The 18,896-nt window shown below is 63.1% G+C and carries 19 protein-coding genes; 11 read left to right on the top strand and 8 right to left on the bottom strand.

Annotation, left to right across the window (positions count from 1 at the left end):
• Nucleotide 1 precedes the first annotated feature (1 nt).
• From C8N35_RS21755 to C8N35_RS21745, 3 genes are read right to left on the bottom strand one after another with little or no spacing between them, the layout of a single operon-like run.
• Nucleotides 2-2,845, bottom strand: a complete 2,844-nt coding sequence (locus C8N35_RS21755; protein WP_107991852.1) for a DUF4159 domain-containing protein — start codon at nt 2,843-2,845, stop codon at nt 2-4.
• Entirely contained in the window at nt 2,842-3,780 is a 939-nt protein-coding gene (locus C8N35_RS21750; RefSeq protein WP_107991851.1) for a DUF58 domain-containing protein, read from the bottom strand. Before C8N35_RS21750 ends, C8N35_RS21755 begins: the two co-directional genes overlap by 4 nt.
• A gap of 60 nt (nt 3,781-3,840) precedes the next feature.
• Nucleotides 3,841-4,839, bottom strand: coding sequence for an AAA family ATPase (locus C8N35_RS21745; RefSeq protein WP_107991850.1), 999 nt, complete (start codon nt 4,837-4,839; stop codon nt 3,841-3,843).
• 333 nt (nt 4,840-5,172) lie between these two features.
• Between C8N35_RS21745 and C8N35_RS21740 the strand changes: the two genes are divergently transcribed.
• The 4 genes from C8N35_RS21740 (at nt 5,173) to C8N35_RS21725 (ending at nt 7,980) form a co-directional block, all read left to right on the top strand.
• A complete protein-coding gene (locus C8N35_RS21740) occupies nt 5,173-5,805 on the top strand; it encodes a DUF1285 domain-containing protein (RefSeq protein WP_107991849.1) in 633 nt (210 codons plus the stop codon).
• Between the two features lie 115 nt (nt 5,806-5,920).
• The gene (locus C8N35_RS21735) at nt 5,921-6,493 is read left to right on the top strand and encodes a CoA pyrophosphatase (RefSeq protein ID WP_245926930.1); all 573 of its coding nucleotides are present in this window, start codon (nt 5,921-5,923) and stop codon (nt 6,491-6,493) included.
• Between the two features lie 4 nt (nt 6,494-6,497).
• Complete coding sequence (locus C8N35_RS21730; RefSeq protein ID WP_107991848.1) at nt 6,498-6,758, top strand: DUF6111 family protein; 261 nt, start codon at nt 6,498-6,500, stop codon at nt 6,756-6,758.
• 4 nt (nt 6,759-6,762) lie between these two features.
• Nucleotides 6,763-7,980, top strand: a complete 1,218-nt coding sequence (locus tag C8N35_RS21725; RefSeq protein ID WP_245926927.1) for a CCA tRNA nucleotidyltransferase — start codon at nt 6,763-6,765, stop codon at nt 7,978-7,980.
• 89 nt (nt 7,981-8,069) lie between these two features.
• On the opposite strand, the gene hemF is transcribed toward C8N35_RS21725, so the two are convergent.
• Nucleotides 8,070-8,984, bottom strand: a complete 915-nt coding sequence (hemF, locus tag C8N35_RS21720) for an oxygen-dependent coproporphyrinogen oxidase (protein ID WP_107991846.1) — start codon at nt 8,982-8,984, stop codon at nt 8,070-8,072.
• 29 nt (nt 8,985-9,013) lie between these two features.
• Nucleotides 9,014-9,472: a tRNA (cytidine(34)-2'-O)-methyltransferase gene (locus tag C8N35_RS21715; protein WP_107991941.1), complete on the bottom strand. Its 459-nt coding sequence runs from the start codon at nt 9,470-9,472 to the stop codon at nt 9,014-9,016.
• A gap of 138 nt (nt 9,473-9,610) precedes the next feature.
• Between C8N35_RS21715 and C8N35_RS21710 the strand changes: the two genes are divergently transcribed.
• From C8N35_RS21710 to C8N35_RS21690, 5 genes are all read left to right on the top strand, one after another.
• Nucleotides 9,611-11,449 carry an ABC transporter ATP-binding protein gene (locus C8N35_RS21710; protein ID WP_107991845.1) on the top strand — a complete coding sequence of 613 codons (1,839 nt, stop codon included), beginning with the start codon at nt 9,611-9,613 and terminating at the stop codon, nt 11,447-11,449.
• 299 nt (nt 11,450-11,748) lie between these two features.
• Nucleotides 11,749-12,351, top strand: a complete 603-nt coding sequence (petA, locus tag C8N35_RS21705) for a ubiquinol-cytochrome c reductase iron-sulfur subunit (RefSeq protein WP_210203646.1) — start codon at nt 11,749-11,751, stop codon at nt 12,349-12,351.
• A 25-nt stretch (nt 12,352-12,376) separates the two neighbouring features.
• A complete protein-coding gene (locus C8N35_RS21700; protein ID WP_107991844.1) occupies nt 12,377-13,648 on the top strand; it encodes a cytochrome b in 1,272 nt (423 codons plus the stop codon).
• A 26-nt stretch (nt 13,649-13,674) separates the two neighbouring features.
• Complete coding sequence (locus tag C8N35_RS21695) at nt 13,675-14,520, top strand: cytochrome c1 (protein WP_107991843.1); 846 nt, start codon at nt 13,675-13,677, stop codon at nt 14,518-14,520.
• A gap of 136 nt (nt 14,521-14,656) precedes the next feature.
• The gene (locus C8N35_RS21690; RefSeq protein ID WP_107991842.1) at nt 14,657-15,541 is read left to right on the top strand and encodes an S-methyl-5'-thioadenosine phosphorylase; all 885 of its coding nucleotides are present in this window, start codon (nt 14,657-14,659) and stop codon (nt 15,539-15,541) included.
• A gap of 60 nt (nt 15,542-15,601) precedes the next feature.
• On the opposite strand, the gene C8N35_RS21685 is transcribed toward C8N35_RS21690, so the two are convergent.
• Entirely contained in the window at nt 15,602-15,811 is a 210-nt protein-coding gene (locus C8N35_RS21685) for a hypothetical protein (protein WP_107991841.1), read from the bottom strand.
• Between the two features lie 125 nt (nt 15,812-15,936).
• Here C8N35_RS21685 and C8N35_RS21680 point away from each other — a divergent pair, with 125 nt between their 5' ends.
• Nucleotides 15,937-16,485, top strand: coding sequence for an adenine phosphoribosyltransferase (locus tag C8N35_RS21680; protein WP_107991840.1), 549 nt, complete (start codon nt 15,937-15,939; stop codon nt 16,483-16,485).
• A gap of 47 nt (nt 16,486-16,532) precedes the next feature.
• Here C8N35_RS21680 and C8N35_RS21675 read toward each other — a convergent pair whose 3' ends face one another.
• Together C8N35_RS21675 and C8N35_RS21670 are read right to left on the bottom strand one after the other, a co-directional pair.
• On the bottom strand, nt 16,533-17,018 hold the full coding sequence (locus C8N35_RS21675; RefSeq protein ID WP_107991839.1) for a MaoC family dehydratase: 486 nt from the start codon (nt 17,016-17,018) through the stop codon (nt 16,533-16,535).
• Nucleotides 17,015-17,473: a MaoC family dehydratase gene (locus tag C8N35_RS21670; RefSeq protein WP_107991838.1), complete on the bottom strand. Its 459-nt coding sequence runs from the start codon at nt 17,471-17,473 to the stop codon at nt 17,015-17,017. Before C8N35_RS21670 ends, C8N35_RS21675 begins: the two co-directional genes overlap by 4 nt.
• A gap of 247 nt (nt 17,474-17,720) precedes the next feature.
• Between C8N35_RS21670 and C8N35_RS21665 the strand changes: the two genes are divergently transcribed.
• A complete protein-coding gene (locus tag C8N35_RS21665) occupies nt 17,721-18,746 on the top strand; it encodes a methyltransferase (protein WP_107991837.1) in 1,026 nt (341 codons plus the stop codon).
• Nucleotides 18,747-18,896 lie beyond the last annotated feature (150 nt).

The raw sequence follows: 18,896 nt of genomic DNA, 5'->3' as shown, positions 1-18,896 counted from the left end.
TCTATTGTCCGAGCCGTTCGAGCAGTGCGGGCACATGCACCTGGTCCGCCTTGTAGTTGCCGGTGAGCGTGTACATGACGATGTTGACGCCGGAGCGGTAGGCAAGTTCGCGCTGCATCGGGTCGGCGGGCACGGTCGGATAAAGCGGATTGCCGATCTCGTCGGTTGCCCAGGCGGATGCGAAATCGTTCGCGCTGATCAGGATCGGCGAAACCCCGTCGCCCGCGCGTACTGGCCTGCCGCTGACGTCGTCGGTCTCCGGCGTCGCCTCCACCCAGAGCTGACCGCCGCTCCAGCGGCCGGGAAACTCATCGAGCAGATAGAAGGCCTTCGTCAGCACATGATCCGGCGGCACCGGCTCCAGCGCCGGTATGTCGAGACCGGAGAGGATCTCGCGCAGCTTGCGGGTTGCGGGAGACGTGCCGAAACCGCCTGTCGCCGCCGTGCCGCCGATCTCGTCGCGGGTATCGAACAGGATCGTGCCTCCGCCGCGCATGTAGGCGTCGATGCGCGCGGTCGTCTGTGCGTCCGGCTTGGCGGCGTTTTCGTCGATGGGCCAGTAGAGCAGCGGGAAGAAGGACAGTTCGTCCTGATCGATCCGCACACCGATCGGATCACCGGGCTCCAGCGCGGTTCGACTTTCCAGATAGCGTGACAGGCCGTAAAGGCCCGCGCGGCTGGTCTCGTCGATCTGCGCATTGCCGGTGACCACATAGGCCAGACGGGTGGTCAGTACTGCATCGAGTGCCCAGGCTTCGTTGGCGACCGTGCGCCCGGATCCGGTGGCCGTTGTGCCTTGCGCATGGCCATCCGTCGGCATTCCGGCGAGAAGCCCCATGGCCAGAAGGGCTGCGGCGGCCCCGGCAGGACGCTGCAACAGACGCCACCCGCCGCCGAGCACAAGGACGGCGAGCGCGTCGGCGATCAGCAGAAGCAGGGCGACGACAAACAGGCCGGCGCGCATGTCGAGAGGACCGGCAGTCCGATAGCTTTCGATCGAGATCCCGGATCCCAAAGCACTGGCATCGAAACGGACGAGTTCGGAATCGGGCTTCAGCAGATTAAGCGCGCGGAAGGCATCGTCCACACCATAAAGACCGGGCGGGTGTTCCCGGCCCGGCTCTATGCCGTCGATGTCCGAGACCGACACCGGTCTTGCGGTGGCTCCCGGCGAGACAAAGTGGCCGAAGCCATCCAGCAGCCGCATCGGGGCGAGCGCCACCTTGGCGGAGCCCTCACCTTCGCCGGACCTGGATACGCGGGCTGCGGAAAAAGCGAGGATCCGCCTCAGCATGTCGACGAAGGTTCCAGACAGCGGCAGGTTGGACCAGGTCGTGTCCGCGGTGACATGGAAGAGCACCACCCAGCCCCGGTCGATCGCCATCGCGGTGACGAGCGGTGTGCCGTCAGCAAGGCTCGCCCAGGTCTTGTCGGGAAGCGTCGCGTCGGGTTCGGCCAGAACTTGCCGGCGGACGGTGACGTCATCGGGCACCGCAAGGCCTGCGAAGGGGCCATTTTCTGAGAAACCGGTCAGCGGTTGTGGCTGTTCCCAGGAAAGGCTGCCGCCCAGTGCGCGGCCGCCCGAGCGCAGGTCGACGGGAACGAGATCATCCGTACGCGCCGCCATGTGCGGTCCCGCAAAGCGCACCAGCACACCGCCGGCTGCAACCCAGCGACGCAGAGCGTCGATTGAGTCCGGTGGCACGTTGCCGATGTCGGCCATCAGCAGCACCGACACATTCTGCTCGATCAGTTCCGGCAGCGCCTGCGCCAAGTCCAGTGATCGCGGTTCACGCAGATCGGCAAAGGGCGTCAATGCCCGGCGGAGATAGTAGAGAGGCGCCAGAAGAGGCTGCGCACGCTGTGTCGAATCGCCGGAAAGGAGCCCGACGGTACGCCGCCGCCAGCGTTCGTCGACAAGCTGGACGGCGCCGGCGGCGCGCTCGCCTTCCACCTGAAGCCGGGCGATCTCGTTGCGCAGTTCCACCGGCAGTTCGAAGCGGACTTCGGCTTCGCTTGCGCCAGTATCAAATCGGGCCGGAGCTTCCGCAATGACGAGGCCCTTCATGTCGATTGCCTGGACGGACATGTCGCGCGCGCTCTGTCCCTTGTCGCGGATAACGGTTGCGGTCAGCGCGTTGGCATCGTTGCGTACGCCTTTCAGGCCGGCGGGCAGGCGCTCGGGCATGTAAATGCCGATCCGGACATCGCCGGCCATATCCCGCAGCGTTTCGGCAAAATGGGTGATGGGATCTCCGCCGAGCCCGTCCTGCAGCCAGGCAATGGCGCCGGGGGCGGTCTCGGCCGCTGCGGCGCGCAGCGCGGGAAGGAGATCATCGGGCCTGGAAACCCAGGAACGCGGTTCCAGCGCGCGCAGCCGCTCACGCGCCTCGCCTGCGCCGATCGGGTTCAAGGACTGTCCCGGTCCATCGGCGCTCGCCGCGACCAGAACCGGGCGACCTTCGCTCTCCGCCCCGTCGATCAGACGTTCGGCAGTGATGAGCCGCGCATCCCACCCGGGCGCCGACGTCCAGCCATTGTCGAGGATGAGCCAGAGCGGGCCGCTGCTGCCACCGCCGGTATCGGCAAGCGGACGCCACACGGGCCCCGCCAGCGCCAGAATGAGGATAGCTGCTAAGAGCAGCCGCAGCAGGGTCAGCCACCACGGACTGCGCGCTGGCGTTTCCTCGTTCTTTTCGACATCGAGCAGCAGCCTCGTCGGGGGAAAGGAGATTTCCTTCGGGCGTGGCGGGGTGAACCGCAGGAGCCACCAGATGACCGGCAGGCTCAACAGGGCTGCCAGGACGAAGGGGCTTGTGAAGGCGAGCGGCAGGCCGAACATCATGCACCCCTTGCCATGGCCGGCTTGCGCGGCGCCGCATCGGCATTGTCGGCAAGGCGGGCATGCAGCGCGAGCAGCGGCTCGTTCGCCGGGCGGTCGGTGTGATGAACGAGAAACGTCCAGCCCGCCTTGCGGGCCAGTTCGGAGAGTTCGGTGCGATGGCGGATGAGGCGCTGCTGATAGGCGTCGCGCCAGGATTCCGCGCGTCCCGCCGTCAACCGCGCGCCGGTTTCCGGGTCACGGAATTCCGTGCGTCCCGCGAAGGGAAAGGTTTCCTCCACCGGGTCCATCACCTGCACCAGATGGCCGCGCGCGCCCGATGCGACCACGCGCTGGACCCAGGTCGCGGTCTCGCCCACCGGATCAAGCAGGTCGCCGATCAGAACCACCTCGGAAAACCGGCCGATGGAGTGGGTGTCGGGCAGCGAAATACGCGGGGAAGAATGGCTGAGGGCGGCCGCGAGTTTTTCCGCGGCGTTGCGATGCGAGAGGGGACGGGTCAGGCCCGTCAGCCCAATGCGTTCGCCGCCACGGGCCAGCAGATCGGCAAGGCCCAGCAGGATCACGAGCGCGCGATCACGCTTGGAAGCTGCCGCTAGGCGGGAGCGAAAGGACATGGAAGGAGAGAGATCCGGCCACAGCCAGATGGTGTGGGCAGCTTCCCATTCGCGTTCGCGCACGAAAAGATGATCATCGCGCGCCGACCGACGCCAGTCGATGCGCTTGACCGGCTCGCCCATGTTGAAGGGGCGGAACTGCCAGAAGGTTTCGCCCGGTCCCGCCCTGCGTCGGCCATGCCAGCCGGCCGCGACAGTGTTGGCGATGTGCTTGGCCTCCACGAGCAGGTCCGGCAACGCCTCCGACAGGGAACGCGCTTCGCCGATGACGTTCAGCAAGGCCTCTTGTGAGGGCATGTCGGGCTCGGGTGTCGGCTGCATCTTGCGTCCGTATCAGGCCCGGCGGTTGGTTGGCCGGGTGCCGCGCAGAAGCGCTGAAATTCAGGCCAGCTTCGTCTTGAGTTCGGCGATAACGCCACGCACGGTGTGACCATCCGCACGTGCGCCGAACGTGAGCGCCATGCGGTGCTGCAGAACCGGCTCGGCCATGGCCATGACGTCATCGAGGGACGGTGACAACCGGCCTTGCAGCAGCGCGCGGGCCCTTACGGTCAGCATCAGGGCTTGCGAGGCGCGCGGGCCCGGCCCCCAGGCGATGCGTTCGGTGATGGGGTCCGCTCCTTCGCCGGGGCGGGCGGAGCGCACCAGCTTAAGGATCGCTTCCACCACTGAGTCTCCCACCGGTATCCGGCGCACGAGGTTCTGGTACGAGCTCAGCTCGACGCCATTGAGCACGGCAGTGGCCGTTGAACCACGCGAGCCGGTTGTCTCCAGCAGGATCTTCCGTTCCGCCTCGATGTCGGGATAGTAGACGTCGATCTGCATCAGGAAGCGGTCGAGCTGTGCTTCGGGGAGGGGATAGGTTCCCTCCTGTTCCAGCGGATTTTGCGTGGCCAGCACGTGAAATGGGCGCGGCACGTCGTGGGTCTGACCGGCGACGGTGACGTGATACTCCTGCATCGCCTGCAGCAGTGCTGATTGCGTGCGCGGGCTGGCGCGGTTGATTTCGTCGGCCATCAGCAACTGGGCGAAGACCGGGCCGGGAATGAAACGGAAGGAACGGGTGCCGTCCGACGCCTGTTCCAGCACTTCCGCGCCCAGAATATCGGACGGCATGAGGTCGGGGGTGAACTGGATGCGGTTTGCCGCAAGTCCGATCACGGTGCCGAGCGTTTCCACGAGCTTGGTCTTGGCAAGACCTGGCACACCGACGAGAAGGCCGTGGCCGCCGGCGAGGATCGTGATCAGCGAATTATCCACGACCGACTGCTGGCCGAAGATCACGCGGCCGATCTCCTCGCGCGCGGCGGCGAGACGGTTTACGGCGGCCTCCGTCTCGGCAACGACGGCGTCGGATTCAGTAGCTTGATAGGCGCTCATTCGTCTCCCCGTCCCTGAGCCGAAGGCCGGCTCGATGTCGCCGGTCCTGCATGAAAGTCCTTCAGGTAATCAGTCTTTGCCCAACGTCGGTCCTGCGCGGAAGGGCATCAGGGCGCGGACTCAAGTCGTCTCCACAATGCGGCGCTGGCGCCGCGCGTCAAGCGCGGTAATCCTACTGTGTTGTGCGGCGGTCCTTCCGCGATGTGAAGGGGAACACAATCCACTTGACCGGCGGCCACGATGCCATTCATGGCCGACCATTGGATTTGAGGGAGCAATACTGACAGAAAGAAGGCAAGAATGTCAGCTATAGTGCGTAGGAATTGGTGAAATATGAGCGCGAAAAAAGACGGAGACATGCCACATCACATTGACGTGACCCCGAACGCGTTGCAGGAGCTGATCCGCCGCGCCGCGCCTTCCGGCAAGGGGCTTCCGCCGGTGGAGCGCTGGGAGCCTGACTATTGCGGCGCGATCGACATGCGCATCGCGGCCGACGGGTCTTGGTACTACATGGGCACGCCGATCAATCGTGAAGCACTCGTGCGTCTGTTTTCGACGGTTCTGCGCCGCGATGGCGATGGAGAATACTACCTCGTAACTCCGGTGGAAAAGATCGGCATCACGGTCGAGGACGCGCCTTTCCTCGCAGTGGAGATGCATGCGCGCGGGGAGGGTAAGGATCAGGTGCTGACCTTCCGGACCAATGTCGGCGATGTGGTCGAGGCCGGCGCGGATCACGCCTTGCGGTTTGTCGAGGAGGAGGAAACGGGCGGCCTCATACCCTATATACTGGTTCGGGGACGGCTGGAAGCGAAGCTCGCGCGGCCGCTTCTCTATGAGCTGGCCGATCTCGCGACGGAGACGGCCGGGGACGGCGCGGCACGGTTTGGCGTATGGAGTGGCGGGTGCTTCTTCGAGATGCATCCGCAGCATTCTGCCCGGTCCGGGGAGGATGAAAGGTGAGGAGAGGCGCTTGGCAGGAATGACGAGTGAAACGCTCGGAATAGTTTCCGGCGATAATGCGACGTCGCCTGATATGGGTGATTTCTCCGCTTACGCGTTTCGAGAACGCGCTCGCATGCGCCTTGACCAGGTGGGCCGGGAAACGGGCGACCACGTTCTCAATCCAACGCTGTTTCCCGAATCGTCCAAGCGCTCTTTGCGCGATGCGGCGGTTCTCATTCCCGTCGTCGACCGCGGACGGGAAGCAAGCGTGCTGCTGACGCTGCGAACAGATCACCTGTCGAGCCACGCGGGGCAAGTCGCTTTTCCTGGGGGAAAGATCGACGCGGGAGACCGTGACGCCACGGATGCGGCGCTGCGCGAGGCGCACGAGGAAATCGGCCTCGCCCCCGATTTCGTGGAGCCGATCGGACGGCTCGGCCCCTATCTCACCGGCTCAGGCTTCCGGATCGTGCCGGTGGTGGGCTTTGTACGCGAGGGCTTCAACCTGCGTCCCGAACCCGGCGAAGTCGCGGATATATTCGAGGTGCCGCTGGCGTTTCTGATGTCGCCCGGCAACCATCAGAAGCTGTCACGGGAATGGCAGGGCGCCCGGCGCTATTTCTACGCCATGCCCTATGAGAGCAGATATATCTGGGGTGTGACCGCAGGGATCTTGCGTAGCCTCTACGATACGGTATACGGCTGAGAACATGTTGCGGGTCATCGTCGTACACTTTTTGCTCTTTCTCCTGCCATTCATCGCCTATGGCGTGTGGCTGATGATTGTCCGACGCTCGGCATCCGCGGAAAACTGGCGCGACGCGCCGATGCTGTGGCTGTCGCTCATCGGTGGTGTCATCGTGATTGTCAGCCTCGTCATGCTGGCCTCCTTCGAGGACGACAACGCGGACGCGACCTATACGCCGATGCAGTATGAAAACGGCAAACTCGTCCCCGGCAAGCTGGAATAGGCCCTTGCCCGCACGACTAACCGACGCGCCATGGCTCACGAGCGCGAGCATCCGTCGCGTGTTCGACGCGATCGCGATCGATGGCGATACGGCGCGCGTGGTTGGCGGGGCCGTGCGCAATACGCTGCTGGGCGAACCCGTCGGCGATGTCGACATCGCGACCACCGCATTGCCTCAAACGGTCATGGAACGCGCGAAAGCCGCAGGGCTCAAGCCCATTCCGACCGGTATCGAACACGGAACGATCACCGTGGTCAGCGGCGGTACGCCCTACGAGGTGACGACGCTGCGCGAGGACGTGGAAACGTTCGGCCGGCACGCGGTGGTGCGGTTCTCGCGGGACTGGCAGGCGGATGCGGCGCGGCGCGATTTCACCATGAACGCGCTCTATGCCGATCCCGACGGGGCCATCCACGATCCAACGGGAGAAGGGCATGCCGATTGCCTTGCCCGTCGCGTGCGGTTCATCGGCGATCCTCATGCACGCATCCGCGAGGACTACCTGCGCATCCTGCGCTTCTTCCGTTTCCATGCGCACTATGGATCCGGCGCCATCGATGCGGCCGGGCTTTCCGCCGTCATCGCCGCACGCGAGGGAATTCGTCAGCTTTCGGGCGAACGTGTCGGCCACGAGATCCGTCGCATCCTGCCGGCTCCGTATGCGGTGGAAACGGTGGGCGTGATGGCGGAGACGGGCATCATCGAGATCGCGTTCGGCGGGGTGGTGCGGCTGGAGGACTTTGCGCATCTTCACCGCCTGAAGGATTTTGCCGCGGAAGCGGGCGATGCCATCCTGCGCCTTGCCGCATTGTCGTGCTTCGTTCAGGAAGACGTGGACCGGCTCTTCGAACGACTTCGTCTTTCCAATGCGGAAGCGGGGCGCATGGCACTCGTCCTGGTCGCCGCATCGTCGTTTTCGCCGGCGCTTGACGACATCGCGTGCCGCGAACGGCTCTACCGGCTGGGCCATGAAACGGCGATCGATGCGGCGCTGCTCGCCTGGTGCCGCGTTGCGGCGGGGGCACAGGATCAGTCCTGGCGGCGTTTGATCGTTTCACTGCGCGCGCAGACCGTGCCGGTCTTTCCCGTTGCGGGCCGTGATCTCCTTGCGCTTGGGATGAAGCCGGGGCCGGGGCTCGGCGAAGCGCTCAGGGCCATCGAGGCTGACTGGATCGCATCGGGCTTTACGCTCGGCAGGGACGCGTTGCTGGCGTCTGTCTGATCTCGCGATTGCCGGCACATGCCCGCTCGCGCCGGTCGGGGGTGACCCGTATGCGCCCCCCCTCCGTGCAATTCAGATGGTCGCGGCACTCAAGGCCACTTCACCACGGGGGGCATGGACGACAGGATCGAGGCGACGTTGCCGCCGGTCTTCAGGCCGAAGATCGTGCCGCGGTCGTAAAGCAGGTTGTATTCCACGTAGCGGCCGCGACGCACGAGCTGTTCCTCGCGCTGTTCCTCGGTCCAGGGCCTCAGGTAATTGTTGCGAACGATCTCGGCATAGATGCCAAGAAACGCGAGGCCAACGTCCTTGGTGAATGCGAAATCGGCCACCCAGTCTCCGGAATTCAGATAGTCGTAGAAAATTCCGCCGACGCCGCGCGGCTCGTTGCGGTGGGCAAGGAAAAAATACTCGTCGCACCACGTCTTGTAACGCTGGTAGTCGATACTCGCATGGTCCTCGCAAGCGGCTTCCATGGCTGCATGGAAGGCTTTTGTATCGGGATCATCCTGGGTGCGCCGGTCTTCCAGCATCGGTGTCAGGTCGGCGCCGCCACCGAACCATTGCCGGGTGGTGACCACCATGCGGGTGTTCATGTGGACGGCGGGCACATTCGGATTATGCGGATGGGCAATCAGCGAGATGCCGGACGCCCAGAAACGCGGATCCTCGGAAGCGCCCGGTATCTGGTCGCGGAATTCCGGTGAGAATTCGCCGTGAACGGTCGAGATGTGGATGCCGGCCTTCTCGAAGAGACGCCCGCCCGTCATCATCGACATTTCGCCGCCGCCGCCCTTTTCGCCCGAGTGATCGGTACGTTCCCACGGCTCGCGCTTGAAGCGGGCGGCCGGTTTTTCCCCACGCGGTCCGCCGCGCGGCCCGATCTCGTCCTCAAGCTCCTCGAAAAGAGCGCAGATCTTGTCACGCAGTGAACGGAACCAGTCCGCCGCCTCCACCTTCTTTTCCTCGATCCCCTCCGGAATCGGCCCGCCCCGATCGCTCATGAGTCCTCCTGTTTCTCCCTAATGAAGATTTAGGGGAATTGATCCGTCTGTCGCAAGGCTTCTCCCGTGATCATTGCGGCGGCAAGGGCGATGTTGAGCGAGCGCGTCTGCGGCCGCATCGCGATCTTCAGCCGTGCATCGGCGCCGGCGTGGACCTCTGGCGGCGCGCCGGCGCTTTCGCGTCCAAGAAGCAGGATATCATCTTCCCTGAACGAGAAGTCGGTATAGACGATGTCCGCCTTCGTGGTGAGCAGCAACAGCCGTCGGCCGGTTTTCGTCTGCCAGTCGCGGAAGGCGGACCAGTCAACGTGGCGGCGCATGGCGGCCTGGTCGAGATAGTCGAGGCCGGCACGGCGGAAATTTCGATCTGACAGCGCGAAGCCCGCCGGCTCGATCAGATGTACCGTCAGCCCGAGGCAGGCTGCCATGCGCAGGATGGTACCGGTGTTCTGCGGAATGTCGGGCTGGAAGAGGGCTATATCGGGCATCTGGGTGTCATCGGGCTGGAGATCCCGCCTTCCGGCAAGGAGGCTGTTGTGAAGTTGATCCACGGCGCGGCAGTCCTATCTTCAGAGCTGCCAGGCCGGGGCCGATTCGGTCGAAGGGCCGCAAGTCACGGGATAGCGATGTTCGCCTGGTTCGAAAACCTGCTGAAGCCGTTTGAGGATAGTCCCGTCGAATGTCCGCCCGATACCGCGCGGGGATTCTACCTCTACCACCTGAAGCCATGGTGGCGGCTTCTGGCGGTGACGCTTTTCATATCACTTCTGGCCGCGCTGGCGGAAATGGCGCTATTCGTTTTCGTCGGCGATCTGGTCGACCTGATGAACGCCAACGGTCCCGACGCCTTCTTCGAAACGCAGGGGCCCGTTCTGGCCGGCATGGCCTTCGTGGTTCTGGTAATGCGGCCGGTACTGACGCTGCTGGCGCGCGGGCTCATCAATCTCGCGCTGGTTCCCGGGCTGACGGCCATCGTGCGCTGGCGCAGCTATCGCTATGTGCAGCGCCAGAGCCTTTCCTTCTTTCAGGACGACTTCGCCGGACGTGTGGCGCAAAAGGTGATGCAGACCGGCATGGCGCTGCGCGAAAGCGTGGTCAATGTCGTGGACGGCGTCTGGTTTCTGTTCATCTATCTGGCGGGAACGCTGGCGCTTTTCGTCGGACTCGACTGGCGCATGGCCCTGCCGCTGGTGCTTTGGACCATCGGGTACGGGGCGACGATCCTGTATCTGGTCCCGCCCGTGCGCGCGCGCTCAGCCGCCGTCGCCGAGGCCAATTCCGCGCTTTCCGGGCGTATTGTCGACAGCTTCACCAATATCCAGTCCTTGAAGCTCTTCTCCGATCCCGAACGGGCCGAGGGCTTCGTGCTTGAAGGGCTGGAGCGCCAGCTTGGCGCGATGCGGCGGCTTTTGCGTGCCATCGTGTCGATGACGGTCGTGCTCACGGTGCTCAACAGCCTTTTGATCGTGGGCGTTGGCGCGTTGTCTCTTTGGCTGTGGCACACCGGTGCCATTACCGTCGGCGCCGTGGCGCTGGCCAACGGGCTTTCCATCCGTCTCAACCAGATGTCGGGCTGGATCCTGCGCACTGTGACCGCGCTTTTCGAGAATGTCGGGACGGTTCAGAACGGCATCGAGACCCTGTCGCGGCCCACGAGTGTCGTCGACAAGCCTGGCGCGCGGGAGCTGAGCGTTCCATGCGGGGAGATCCGGTTTGAGCGGATCGGATTTCACTACGGCAAGGAAGGCGGCGTCATCGACGATCTTTCGCTGACGATCAAGGCAGGCGAGAAGGTCGGTGTGGTCGGGCGCTCTGGTGCCGGCAAGTCGACGCTCGTCAACCTGCTGCTCCGCTTCTACGATCTGGAGTCGGGGCGCATTCTCATCGACGGGCAGAATATCTCGGACGTCACCCAGGACTCTCTGCGTCGCCATATCGGCATGGTCACACAGGACACCGCGCTCCTGCATCGTTCTGTCCACGACAATATCGTCTACGGCCAGCCCGACGCGGACAGCGAGGACGTTCTGGAGGCCGTCCAGCGCGCCCAGGCCGACGGGTTCATTCCCGAACTGCGCGATCGGGCCGGACGCAGCGGGTTTGCCGCACTCGTCGGCGAACGCGGCGTGAAGCTTTCCGGCGGACAACGCCAGCGCATCGCCATCGCGCGCGTCTTGTTGAAGAATGCGCCGATACTGGTGCTCGACGAAGCGACATCCGCACTTGATTCGGAAGTGGAGGCGGCGATTCAGGAGCAGTTGAACGTCCTCATGGAGGGCAAGACCGTGCTCGCGATCGCGCACCGACTGTCGACCATCGCGGCGATGGACCGGCTCGTCGTGATGGATGCTGGTGATATCATCGAACAGGGGACGCACCGGGAGCTGCTTGAGGCGGGAGGTCTTTATGCCAGCCTTTGGGAACGCCAGTCCGGTGGCTTTCTGGCGCAGACCGCCGCCGCTTGATCCCTGCGACACAGTGTCCGTTGCGCTTTTCCCGCTCGACGGCGCGTGCATTCTTGAATTGTTATAAAGTCTCGCAGCCGGGCTCACACAGACCGGTGACCGCGCGTGCCCTGCGGGCAACAAATGGGCCTTAAACTTAAGGCCCATCTGGACAACTGCTGGGAAGGGTGCAAAAAGACCAACCGCTTGGGAATGTGCGGTCTAGCCGCAGATTGCGCCAGAAGAAGCCGCATAGATCACGTGCGTTCCATCTACGGAACCGCACGCGATGCATGGTAGATTGCTGGCGTGGCGACACGATTGGAGAGGATCAGACCTTGGCTACGACGGAAATGGGAGAGGCGACCCGTCGCGATTTCCTCTATATCGCGACCGGTGCCGTGGGTGCTGTCGGTGTGGGGGCGTTGGCATGGCCGTTCATCAATCAGATGAACCCGGACGCATCCGCGCTGGCGCTGGCTTCCATCGAGGTCGACGTTTCGAACGTCGCCGAGGGCCAGCAGATCAAGGTGATGTGGCGCGGAAAGCCCCTCTTCATCCGTAACCGGACAGACAAGGAAGTCGAAGAGGCCAAGGCCGTCGACATCTCCGAGCTGCGCGATCCGCTCGCGCGCAATCTGAACCTGCCCGCCGACGCGCAGGCGACCGACGAGAACCGCGCCGCCGGCGGCGCGGAAGGCGGTGGCGCGGATCTCGGCGAAAAGCTTCTCATCATGGTCGGCGTGTGCACCCATCTGGGCTGCATCCCGCTTGGCGAGTCCGGCGATTTCGATGGCTGGTTCTGCCCGTGCCACGGCTCGCATTACGACACCGCCGGCCGTATCCGGAAGGGTCCCGCTCCCGAGAACCTTCTGATCCCGCCCTACAAGTTCACTTCAGAGACGGTCGTGACGATCGGCTGACGCGCTGTTGCGAGGAGGAAGCACCATGGCCGGACATTCGACCTACGTGCCGCAGAACAAGGCTGCCCGGTGGCTGGAAAAACGCCTGCCGGTCATCAGCCTGGTGCGCGGCAGCTTCGTTGATTTCCCGACGCCCAAGAACCTGAACTACTGGTGGACATTCGGCGGTATCGCCTTTTTCGTCCTAGTCGCGCAGATCGTCACCGGCATCGTGCTGGCGATGCACTACACGGGCCATGTGGACATGGCATTCAATTCCGTCGAGCACATCATGCGCGACGTGAACTACGGCTGGCTGATGCGCTACCTGCACGCCAACGGCGCGTCGATGTTCTTCATCGCCGTCTACATCCACATCTTCCGCGGCCTCTACTACGGTTCCTACAAGGATCCGCGCGAGATCTCGTGGATCCTTGGCGTGATCATCTTCCTACTGATGATGGCGACCGCCTTCATGGGCTACGTGCTGCCCTGGGGCCAGATGTCCTTCTGGGGCGCCACGGTGATCACCAACCTGTTCTCGGCGATCCCGCTTGTCGGCGAGACGATCACCCATTGGCTGTGGGGCGGCTTCGCGGTCGGAAATCCGACGCTCAACCGCTTCTTCTCGCTGCACTACCTGCTGCCGTTCATGATCGTCGGCGTTGTGCTGCTGCACGTGTGGGCGTTCCATACGTCGGGCAACAACAACCCGACCGGCGTCGATCCGAAGTCGGACAAGGACACGCTCCCTTTCCATCCGTACTACACGATGAAGGACCTCTACGCGATCGTGGTGTTCATGCTGCTGTTCGCCTGGTTCGCCTTCTACGCACCCAACTACATGGGGCACCCGGACAACTACACCGAGGCCAACCCGCTGGTGACGCCCGCGCACATCGTGCCGGAATGGTACTTCCTGCCGTTCTACGCGATCCTGCGTGCCATTCCCGACAAGCTCGGCGGCGTGGTCGCGATGTTCGGCGCCATCGCGGTGCTGTTCATCCTGCCCTGGCTCGACACCTCGCGTGTCCGCTCTGCGACCTACCGCCCGATCTACAAGCAGTTCTTCTGGATCTTCGCGGTGGTCTGCGTTGTCCTGGGCTGGCTCGGGTCAAAGCCGCCGGAAGGTGGGTACGTCCTGGCCTCGCGCATCTGCACAGCCTATTACTTCATCCATTTCCTGGTCATTTTGCCGTTGCTGGGCTTTTTCGAGAAGCCGAAGCCGTTGCCCGCCTCCATCAACGAGGCGGTTCTGGAAAAGAACGGCAGTGGTCAGCCCTCCGGTGCGGTCGCCGCACCAGAGACCAAGAGCTGATGGACGGAAGAGAGGAAGATCAAACCATGAAGACCCTCATCTCCACCTCCGTCCGTGTGGCCGTGGCCGCCGCCTTCGTCGGGATGGCCGCACCGGCATTCGCCGCGGGCGAAGGTCCTCATATCGAACGGCAGCAATGGACCTTCTCCGGACCGTTCGGTCATTACGACAAGGCCCAGCTGCAGCGCGGCTTCAAGATCTACAAGGAAGTCTGTTCCAGCTGTCACAGCCTCGACCAGATCGCCTTCCGCAATCTTGGCGAGGCCGGCGGACTTGGCTACGACGACGACCAGATCAAGACGCTGGCGGCGGAGTACACCGTCCAGGATGGGCCGAACGACGAAGGCGACATGTTCGAGCGCGCGGCCAAGCCGTCCGATCGCTTTCCCGCGCCGTTCCCCAACAGGAAGGCGGCGGAAGCCTCCAATGGCGGCGCCTATCCGCCGGACCTGTCGCTGATCGCCAAGGCGCGGGCCGTTGAACGCGGCTTTCCTTGGTTCGTTTTCGATGCCTTCACCCAGTACCAGGAGCAGGGGCCGGACTATATCCATGGTCTTCTGACGGGGTACGAGGAGGACGTTCCCGAGGATGTCGAAATCCCCGATGGCAAGTACTACAATCCCCATTTCATCGCGGGTCCCGCCATCGGCATGCCTCCTCCGTTGTCGGACGATCTGGTCGACTACCCCGACGGTTCGCCGACGACGGTGGATCAGTATGCGACCGACGTCTCCGCTTTCCTGATGTGGGCAGCCGAGCCCAAGCTGGAGGAGCGCAAGAAGATCGGCTTCAGGGTGATGATCTTCCTCGTTGTCTTTGCCAGCCTTCTCTACTTCACGAAGAAGAAGATCTGGCGCAACGTCGCGCACTGAGTGCTGATCAGATGCCGTGATTTCACGCCGCGCGAGCAATCGCGCGGCGTTTTCGTGTCCGGTCGCCGCAATGGCCGCGTTGACAAACGGCGGCCGCCGGACATGCTGATGTTTGAGATGACAAACGGGGATCGTGATGACGAAATCGGTGCTGGGGATTATCGGCGGTTCGGGTATCTACGAACTGCCGGGGCTTGAGAAGGCCGAATGGGTCAAGGTGGAGAGCCCCTGGGGTGAGCCGTCAGATGAACTCAGGATTGGCGAGGTCGGCGGCATGACGGTCGTCTTTCTCCCCCGCCACGGCCGCGGGCACCGCCTTTCGCCCAGCGACATAAACTACCGTGCGAATATCGATGTTCTGAAGCGGGCCGGCGTCACCGACCTGATCTCCGTTTCCGCCTGCGGCTCGCTCAAGGAAGAGCTGGCACCGGGCACCTTCGTTCTGGTCGAGCAGTTCATCGACCGCACCTTCGCCCGCGAGAAGAGCTTCTTCGGTGCGGGCTGCGTGGCTCATGTCTCCATGGCCTATCCGGTGAGCCCCAAGCTTGTTGACGCGATCGAGGCTGCGGCGCGGGCCGAGAGCATTCGCCACCGCCGCGGCGGCACCTATCTTGCCATGGAGGGGCCGCAGTTCTCATCGCTCGCCGAAAGCCATCTCTATCGTTCCTGGGGGTGCGACGTGATCGGTATGACGAACATGCCGGAAGCCAAACTCGCCCGGGAGGCGGAGATATGCTACGCCACGGTGGCCATGGTCACGGACTACGACAGCTGGCATCCCGAGCACGGCGAGGTGGACATCACCATGATCATCCGCGTGCTCAAGGACAATGCGGAGAACGCACAGCGGCTGGTGGGCCGGATCGCCAAGGATTTCCCGCGTGAACATCCGGCCTGTCCGGTTGGTTCCGACACCGCGCTCGAATATGCGCTGATGACGGCGCCCGACATGCGAGATCCGGCGCTTGCGGAAAAGCTTGGCGCCGTCGCGGGCCGGGTTTTGAACCGCAACGACGGATGAATGACGTGGAAGAATGGGACATGCGGCTTGGTGGAGCGGCTTGCCCGGCAAGGTCGCGTTCTAGAACCGCCCGCCCATCATTCCCGCACCGTACATTCCGCCGAAAATTCCGCCGAGCACGGCCATGACAACGCCCATGATAATTGACAGGATGATTGCAGCGGGAATGGCGGCGAGGCCGAACTTGATGAAGATCAGGATGAGCCGCGTGAAGGGGATGTCTATGTCGGTCAACGTGACGCGTCTGCCGGGATCGGTCGGGTCGCTCATGGAAAAAACCTCTTCGGAAATGGTGGATTGCTTATGGCGGGTAGCCGGTGCCATCGGCTATGTGTTGACAGGGATCGGTCAAACGGCCGGCGATCTCGCATGAAACGGCAAGGAGCGTCTAGTTCATGACCAGTGCCAGCGTCTCGGATGAACTCACCGCCGCGATCCGGACAATACCAGACTACCCCCGGAAGGGCATCCTGTTCCGCGATATCACGACCCTGCTCGGCAACGCCAAGGCCTTCCGGCAGGCTGTCGATGCGTTGGTCCAGCCGTGGGCGGGTTCGAAAATCGATCAGATCGTGGGCATCGAGGCTCGTGGGTTTATTCTGGGCGGTGCCGTCGCGCATCAGCTCTCTGCGGGATTTGTGCCGATCCGCAAGGCGGGCAAGTTGCCCTACGAGACGGTATCGGCCTCCTATTCCCTGGAATATGGTCTCGACGAGATCGAGATCCACAAGGATGCGATCCAGCCCGGACAGAAAGTCATCCTGGTCGATGATCTGATCGCCACCGGCGGCACGGCGGAGGCGGCGATCAACCTGCTGCGCAGCGTAGGGGCCGATATCGTCGCCGCCTGCTTCATCATCGATCTGCCGGATCTCGGCGGACGCAAGAAGATCGAGGCGCTTGGCGTGCCGGTCCGCACGCTGGTGGAATTCGAGGGGCACTGAGGCGGCCTGCGTCCGCGTCGCCATTTGAACGCGGACGGGCTGCGGGACTACCCTGCTGCCACCGCGCTCCTGCACCCGACCAGCACGTGGGATCGGAACGAGAAGACCGTTTCTCCGTGCTGGTTCACGCCGGCGCTGTCATGAGACACCAGTCCCCATCCGGCTCGCGTGGCCAGGGGCCGCTTGCTGACCACCTTTGCCGTGTAGCTGACCGTATCTCCCGCATAGACGGGCTTCAGCCACTTCATGTCCTCAAAGCCGGGGGAGGGACCTCGGTGGCCGTTGTCGCCGTTCTCAGTCGTCTCCTCCATCTGGCGCTTGCGATAGGCGATCATCACCTTCATCCAGATCGCCGCGGTGTGCCAGCCGGACGCGCAGAGTCCACCGAACGAGCTCTGCCTCGCGGCCTCCTCGTCCATGTGGAAGGGTTGCGGATCGAACTTCGCCGCGAAGGCCTTGATCTCTTCCGCCGTGAACGTATAGGCGCCCAGGTGCTCCTCCACACCGATTTCGATATCCTCGAAGAACTTCACGCGGGCACCTCCCTGCTTCCGATGAAGATCGGGTTTTCCTGAATCATGACGGTCTCGCCCTTCTGGTTGGCGAGGGTGATGCGGAAGGTCACGACGCCCATCTGCGGACGCGAGGAGGAGCGGCGGGTCTCCAGTACCTCGGCGACACCGGAAAGCGTGTCGCCCGCAAGCACCGGCCGGCGCCAACTGACGCTGGTAATTCCGGGCGACCCCATCGATGCCGTTTGCGCAAGAAACGCGTCGTAGATCATCCGCATGGTCAGCGCGGCCGTGTGCCAGCCGGAAGCGGCAAGGCCCCCCAACAGCGACTTGCGGCCCGCCTCCTCATCGAGGTGAAAGGGCTGAGGGTCGAACTCGGATGCGAATTCGACAATTTCCCCGGCTTCCACGATGCGCGGGCCGAGGGTGATGATTTCTCCTGAAGAAAAATCTTCGAAGTATCGCTCTGTGCTCATGGCGCTGTTTCTAAGCGGTTTCAAGCAGGGCTGTCGAGACTGCAAATCGGCAAAAGTCGGGAGCAAGTGCAAATGCGCGAAACACTTGTCGAAGCTTACACAAGCAAATTCCGTTACGGAAGTTGGCATCCAGCGCAAAGGCACATATGATACCGACACGCGACACAATCCATGCAACGTTATGCCTCCGTTTTCATCGGTTGTTTGACGGCTTTTTGTGCAATTAGACTTGAGGAGATACGTCCCGATGATCAGTCCAGAGCCGCTCGAATCGGCTGAGCAGATTTCGGATATTGCCTTCGCCTTCATGGGATCGAAAGCGTTGTTTACCGCGCTGCATGTAGGACTGTTCACGGCATTGGCGGATGAAGGAGCGGAGCTGGATATCGTTGCGGACAGGACGGGGCTTGATCCCGACCGCGCGACGACGTTGCTGACCGCGTTGGCAAGCCTCGGGCTTGTCGAGTGCGCGGGCGGGACTTACCGCAATTCGCCCGCCGCCGAATCCTTCCTGGTCAATGGCCGCAAATATGATTTCGGCGATTATCTCCGTCTGCAGATCGACAAGCAGATGTACCCGTTCCTGACGCAACTTGAAGGCGCTCTGACGGGCGAACTCGACCCGGAGCAGGTTTCCTCCTATGCGGACTGGTTCTCCGATCCCAAGGAAGCGCGGCTCTATTCGGAATCCCAGCACGCCGGCTCGCTCGGTCCCGGCCGGTCGTTGGCCCGTACGGTCGATCTCTCGGCCGCGCGCAAGATGCTGGATGTGGGCGGCGGCACCGGCGCCTTTTCGATTTCGCTGTGCAAGGCTTATCCGGAACTGACCTCCACGGTGCTCGATTTTCCGAACGTGGTGAAGGTCGGCGAGGATTTCGTGAAAGCGGCGGGGCTCTCCGAACGCATCTCCTTCCAGGGTGGCAATGCGCTGGAGAACGAATGGCCGGCGCCGGTCGACGTGGTGCTGATGTCCTATCTCTTCTCGGGGGTTCCCGGTGAGACGATTCCCGGTCTCGTTCGCAAGGCGATGGAGGTGCTTTCGCCTGGCGGGCATTTCATCGTGCATGACTTCATGGTCGGGGATGACCGCACGGGGCCGAAGCTCGCCGCGCTGTGGCAGCTCCAGCATGTCGCCTTCAACCCGCAGGCCAAGTCGATCACCGGTGGCTTTGTCAGTTCCTTGATGAAAGACGCCGGCTTTGCCGATATCGAGGTTTCGGAAATGATCCCGGGCATGACGATGATGGTGCGGGGCGTGAAGCCGAGAACTTGATCTCAAGCATCGGCTGTGACCTGATCAAAAGGAGAGGCGGCCCGTCTCTCCTTTTTTACATCCTAGATAAACCTCCACCTACGGTGGAGGACTGGACGAGTTCTACAATATAGGTGAGAGACCTCCATGCTTGAACCATTGGCGTGGTCA

Origin of the sequence: Breoghania corrubedonensis (assembly GCF_003053845.1) — a bacterium.
GTDB classification, from domain to species: Bacteria; Pseudomonadota; Alphaproteobacteria; order Rhizobiales; family Stappiaceae; genus Breoghania; species Breoghania corrubedonensis.
Note: the sequence above shows the minus strand (reverse complement) of the source record. Positions and strands in the feature narration are given on the sequence as shown.

What these genes read in the sequence shown, in the direction of transcription:
- C8N35_RS21755 (WP_107991852.1), bottom strand. Translation starts at nt 2,845, where the DNA reads ATGATGTTCGGCCTGCCGCTCGCCTTCACAAGCCCCTTCGTCCTGGCA.
- C8N35_RS21750 (WP_107991851.1), bottom strand. Translation starts at nt 3,780, where the DNA reads ATGCAGCCGACACCCGAGCCCGACATGCCCTCACAAGAGGCCTTGCTG.
- C8N35_RS21745 (WP_107991850.1), bottom strand. Translation starts at nt 4,839, where the DNA reads ATGAGCGCCTATCAAGCTACTGAATCCGACGCCGTCGTTGCCGAGACG.
- C8N35_RS21740 (WP_107991849.1), top strand. Translation starts at nt 5,173, where the DNA reads ATGAGCGCGAAAAAAGACGGAGACATGCCACATCACATTGACGTGACC.
- C8N35_RS21735 (WP_245926930.1), top strand. Translation starts at nt 5,921, where the DNA reads ATGCGCCTTGACCAGGTGGGCCGGGAAACGGGCGACCACGTTCTCAAT.
- C8N35_RS21730 (WP_107991848.1), top strand. Translation starts at nt 6,498, where the DNA reads ATGTTGCGGGTCATCGTCGTACACTTTTTGCTCTTTCTCCTGCCATTC.
- hemF (WP_107991846.1), bottom strand. Translation starts at nt 8,984, where the DNA reads ATGAGCGATCGGGGCGGGCCGATTCCGGAGGGGATCGAGGAAAAGAAG.
- C8N35_RS21715 (WP_107991941.1), bottom strand. Translation starts at nt 9,472, where the DNA reads ATGCCCGATATAGCCCTCTTCCAGCCCGACATTCCGCAGAACACCGGT.
- C8N35_RS21710 (WP_107991845.1), top strand. Translation starts at nt 9,611, where the DNA reads ATGTTCGCCTGGTTCGAAAACCTGCTGAAGCCGTTTGAGGATAGTCCC.
- C8N35_RS21700 (WP_107991844.1), top strand. Translation starts at nt 12,377, where the DNA reads ATGGCCGGACATTCGACCTACGTGCCGCAGAACAAGGCTGCCCGGTGG.
- C8N35_RS21695 (WP_107991843.1), top strand. Translation starts at nt 13,675, where the DNA reads ATGAAGACCCTCATCTCCACCTCCGTCCGTGTGGCCGTGGCCGCCGCC.
- C8N35_RS21690 (WP_107991842.1), top strand. Translation starts at nt 14,657, where the DNA reads ATGACGAAATCGGTGCTGGGGATTATCGGCGGTTCGGGTATCTACGAA.
- C8N35_RS21685 (WP_107991841.1), bottom strand. Translation starts at nt 15,811, where the DNA reads ATGAGCGACCCGACCGATCCCGGCAGACGCGTCACGTTGACCGACATA.
- C8N35_RS21680 (WP_107991840.1), top strand. Translation starts at nt 15,937, where the DNA reads ATGACCAGTGCCAGCGTCTCGGATGAACTCACCGCCGCGATCCGGACA.
- C8N35_RS21670 (WP_107991838.1), bottom strand. Translation starts at nt 17,473, where the DNA reads ATGAGCACAGAGCGATACTTCGAAGATTTTTCTTCAGGAGAAATCATC.
- C8N35_RS21665 (WP_107991837.1), top strand. Translation starts at nt 17,721, where the DNA reads ATGATCAGTCCAGAGCCGCTCGAATCGGCTGAGCAGATTTCGGATATT.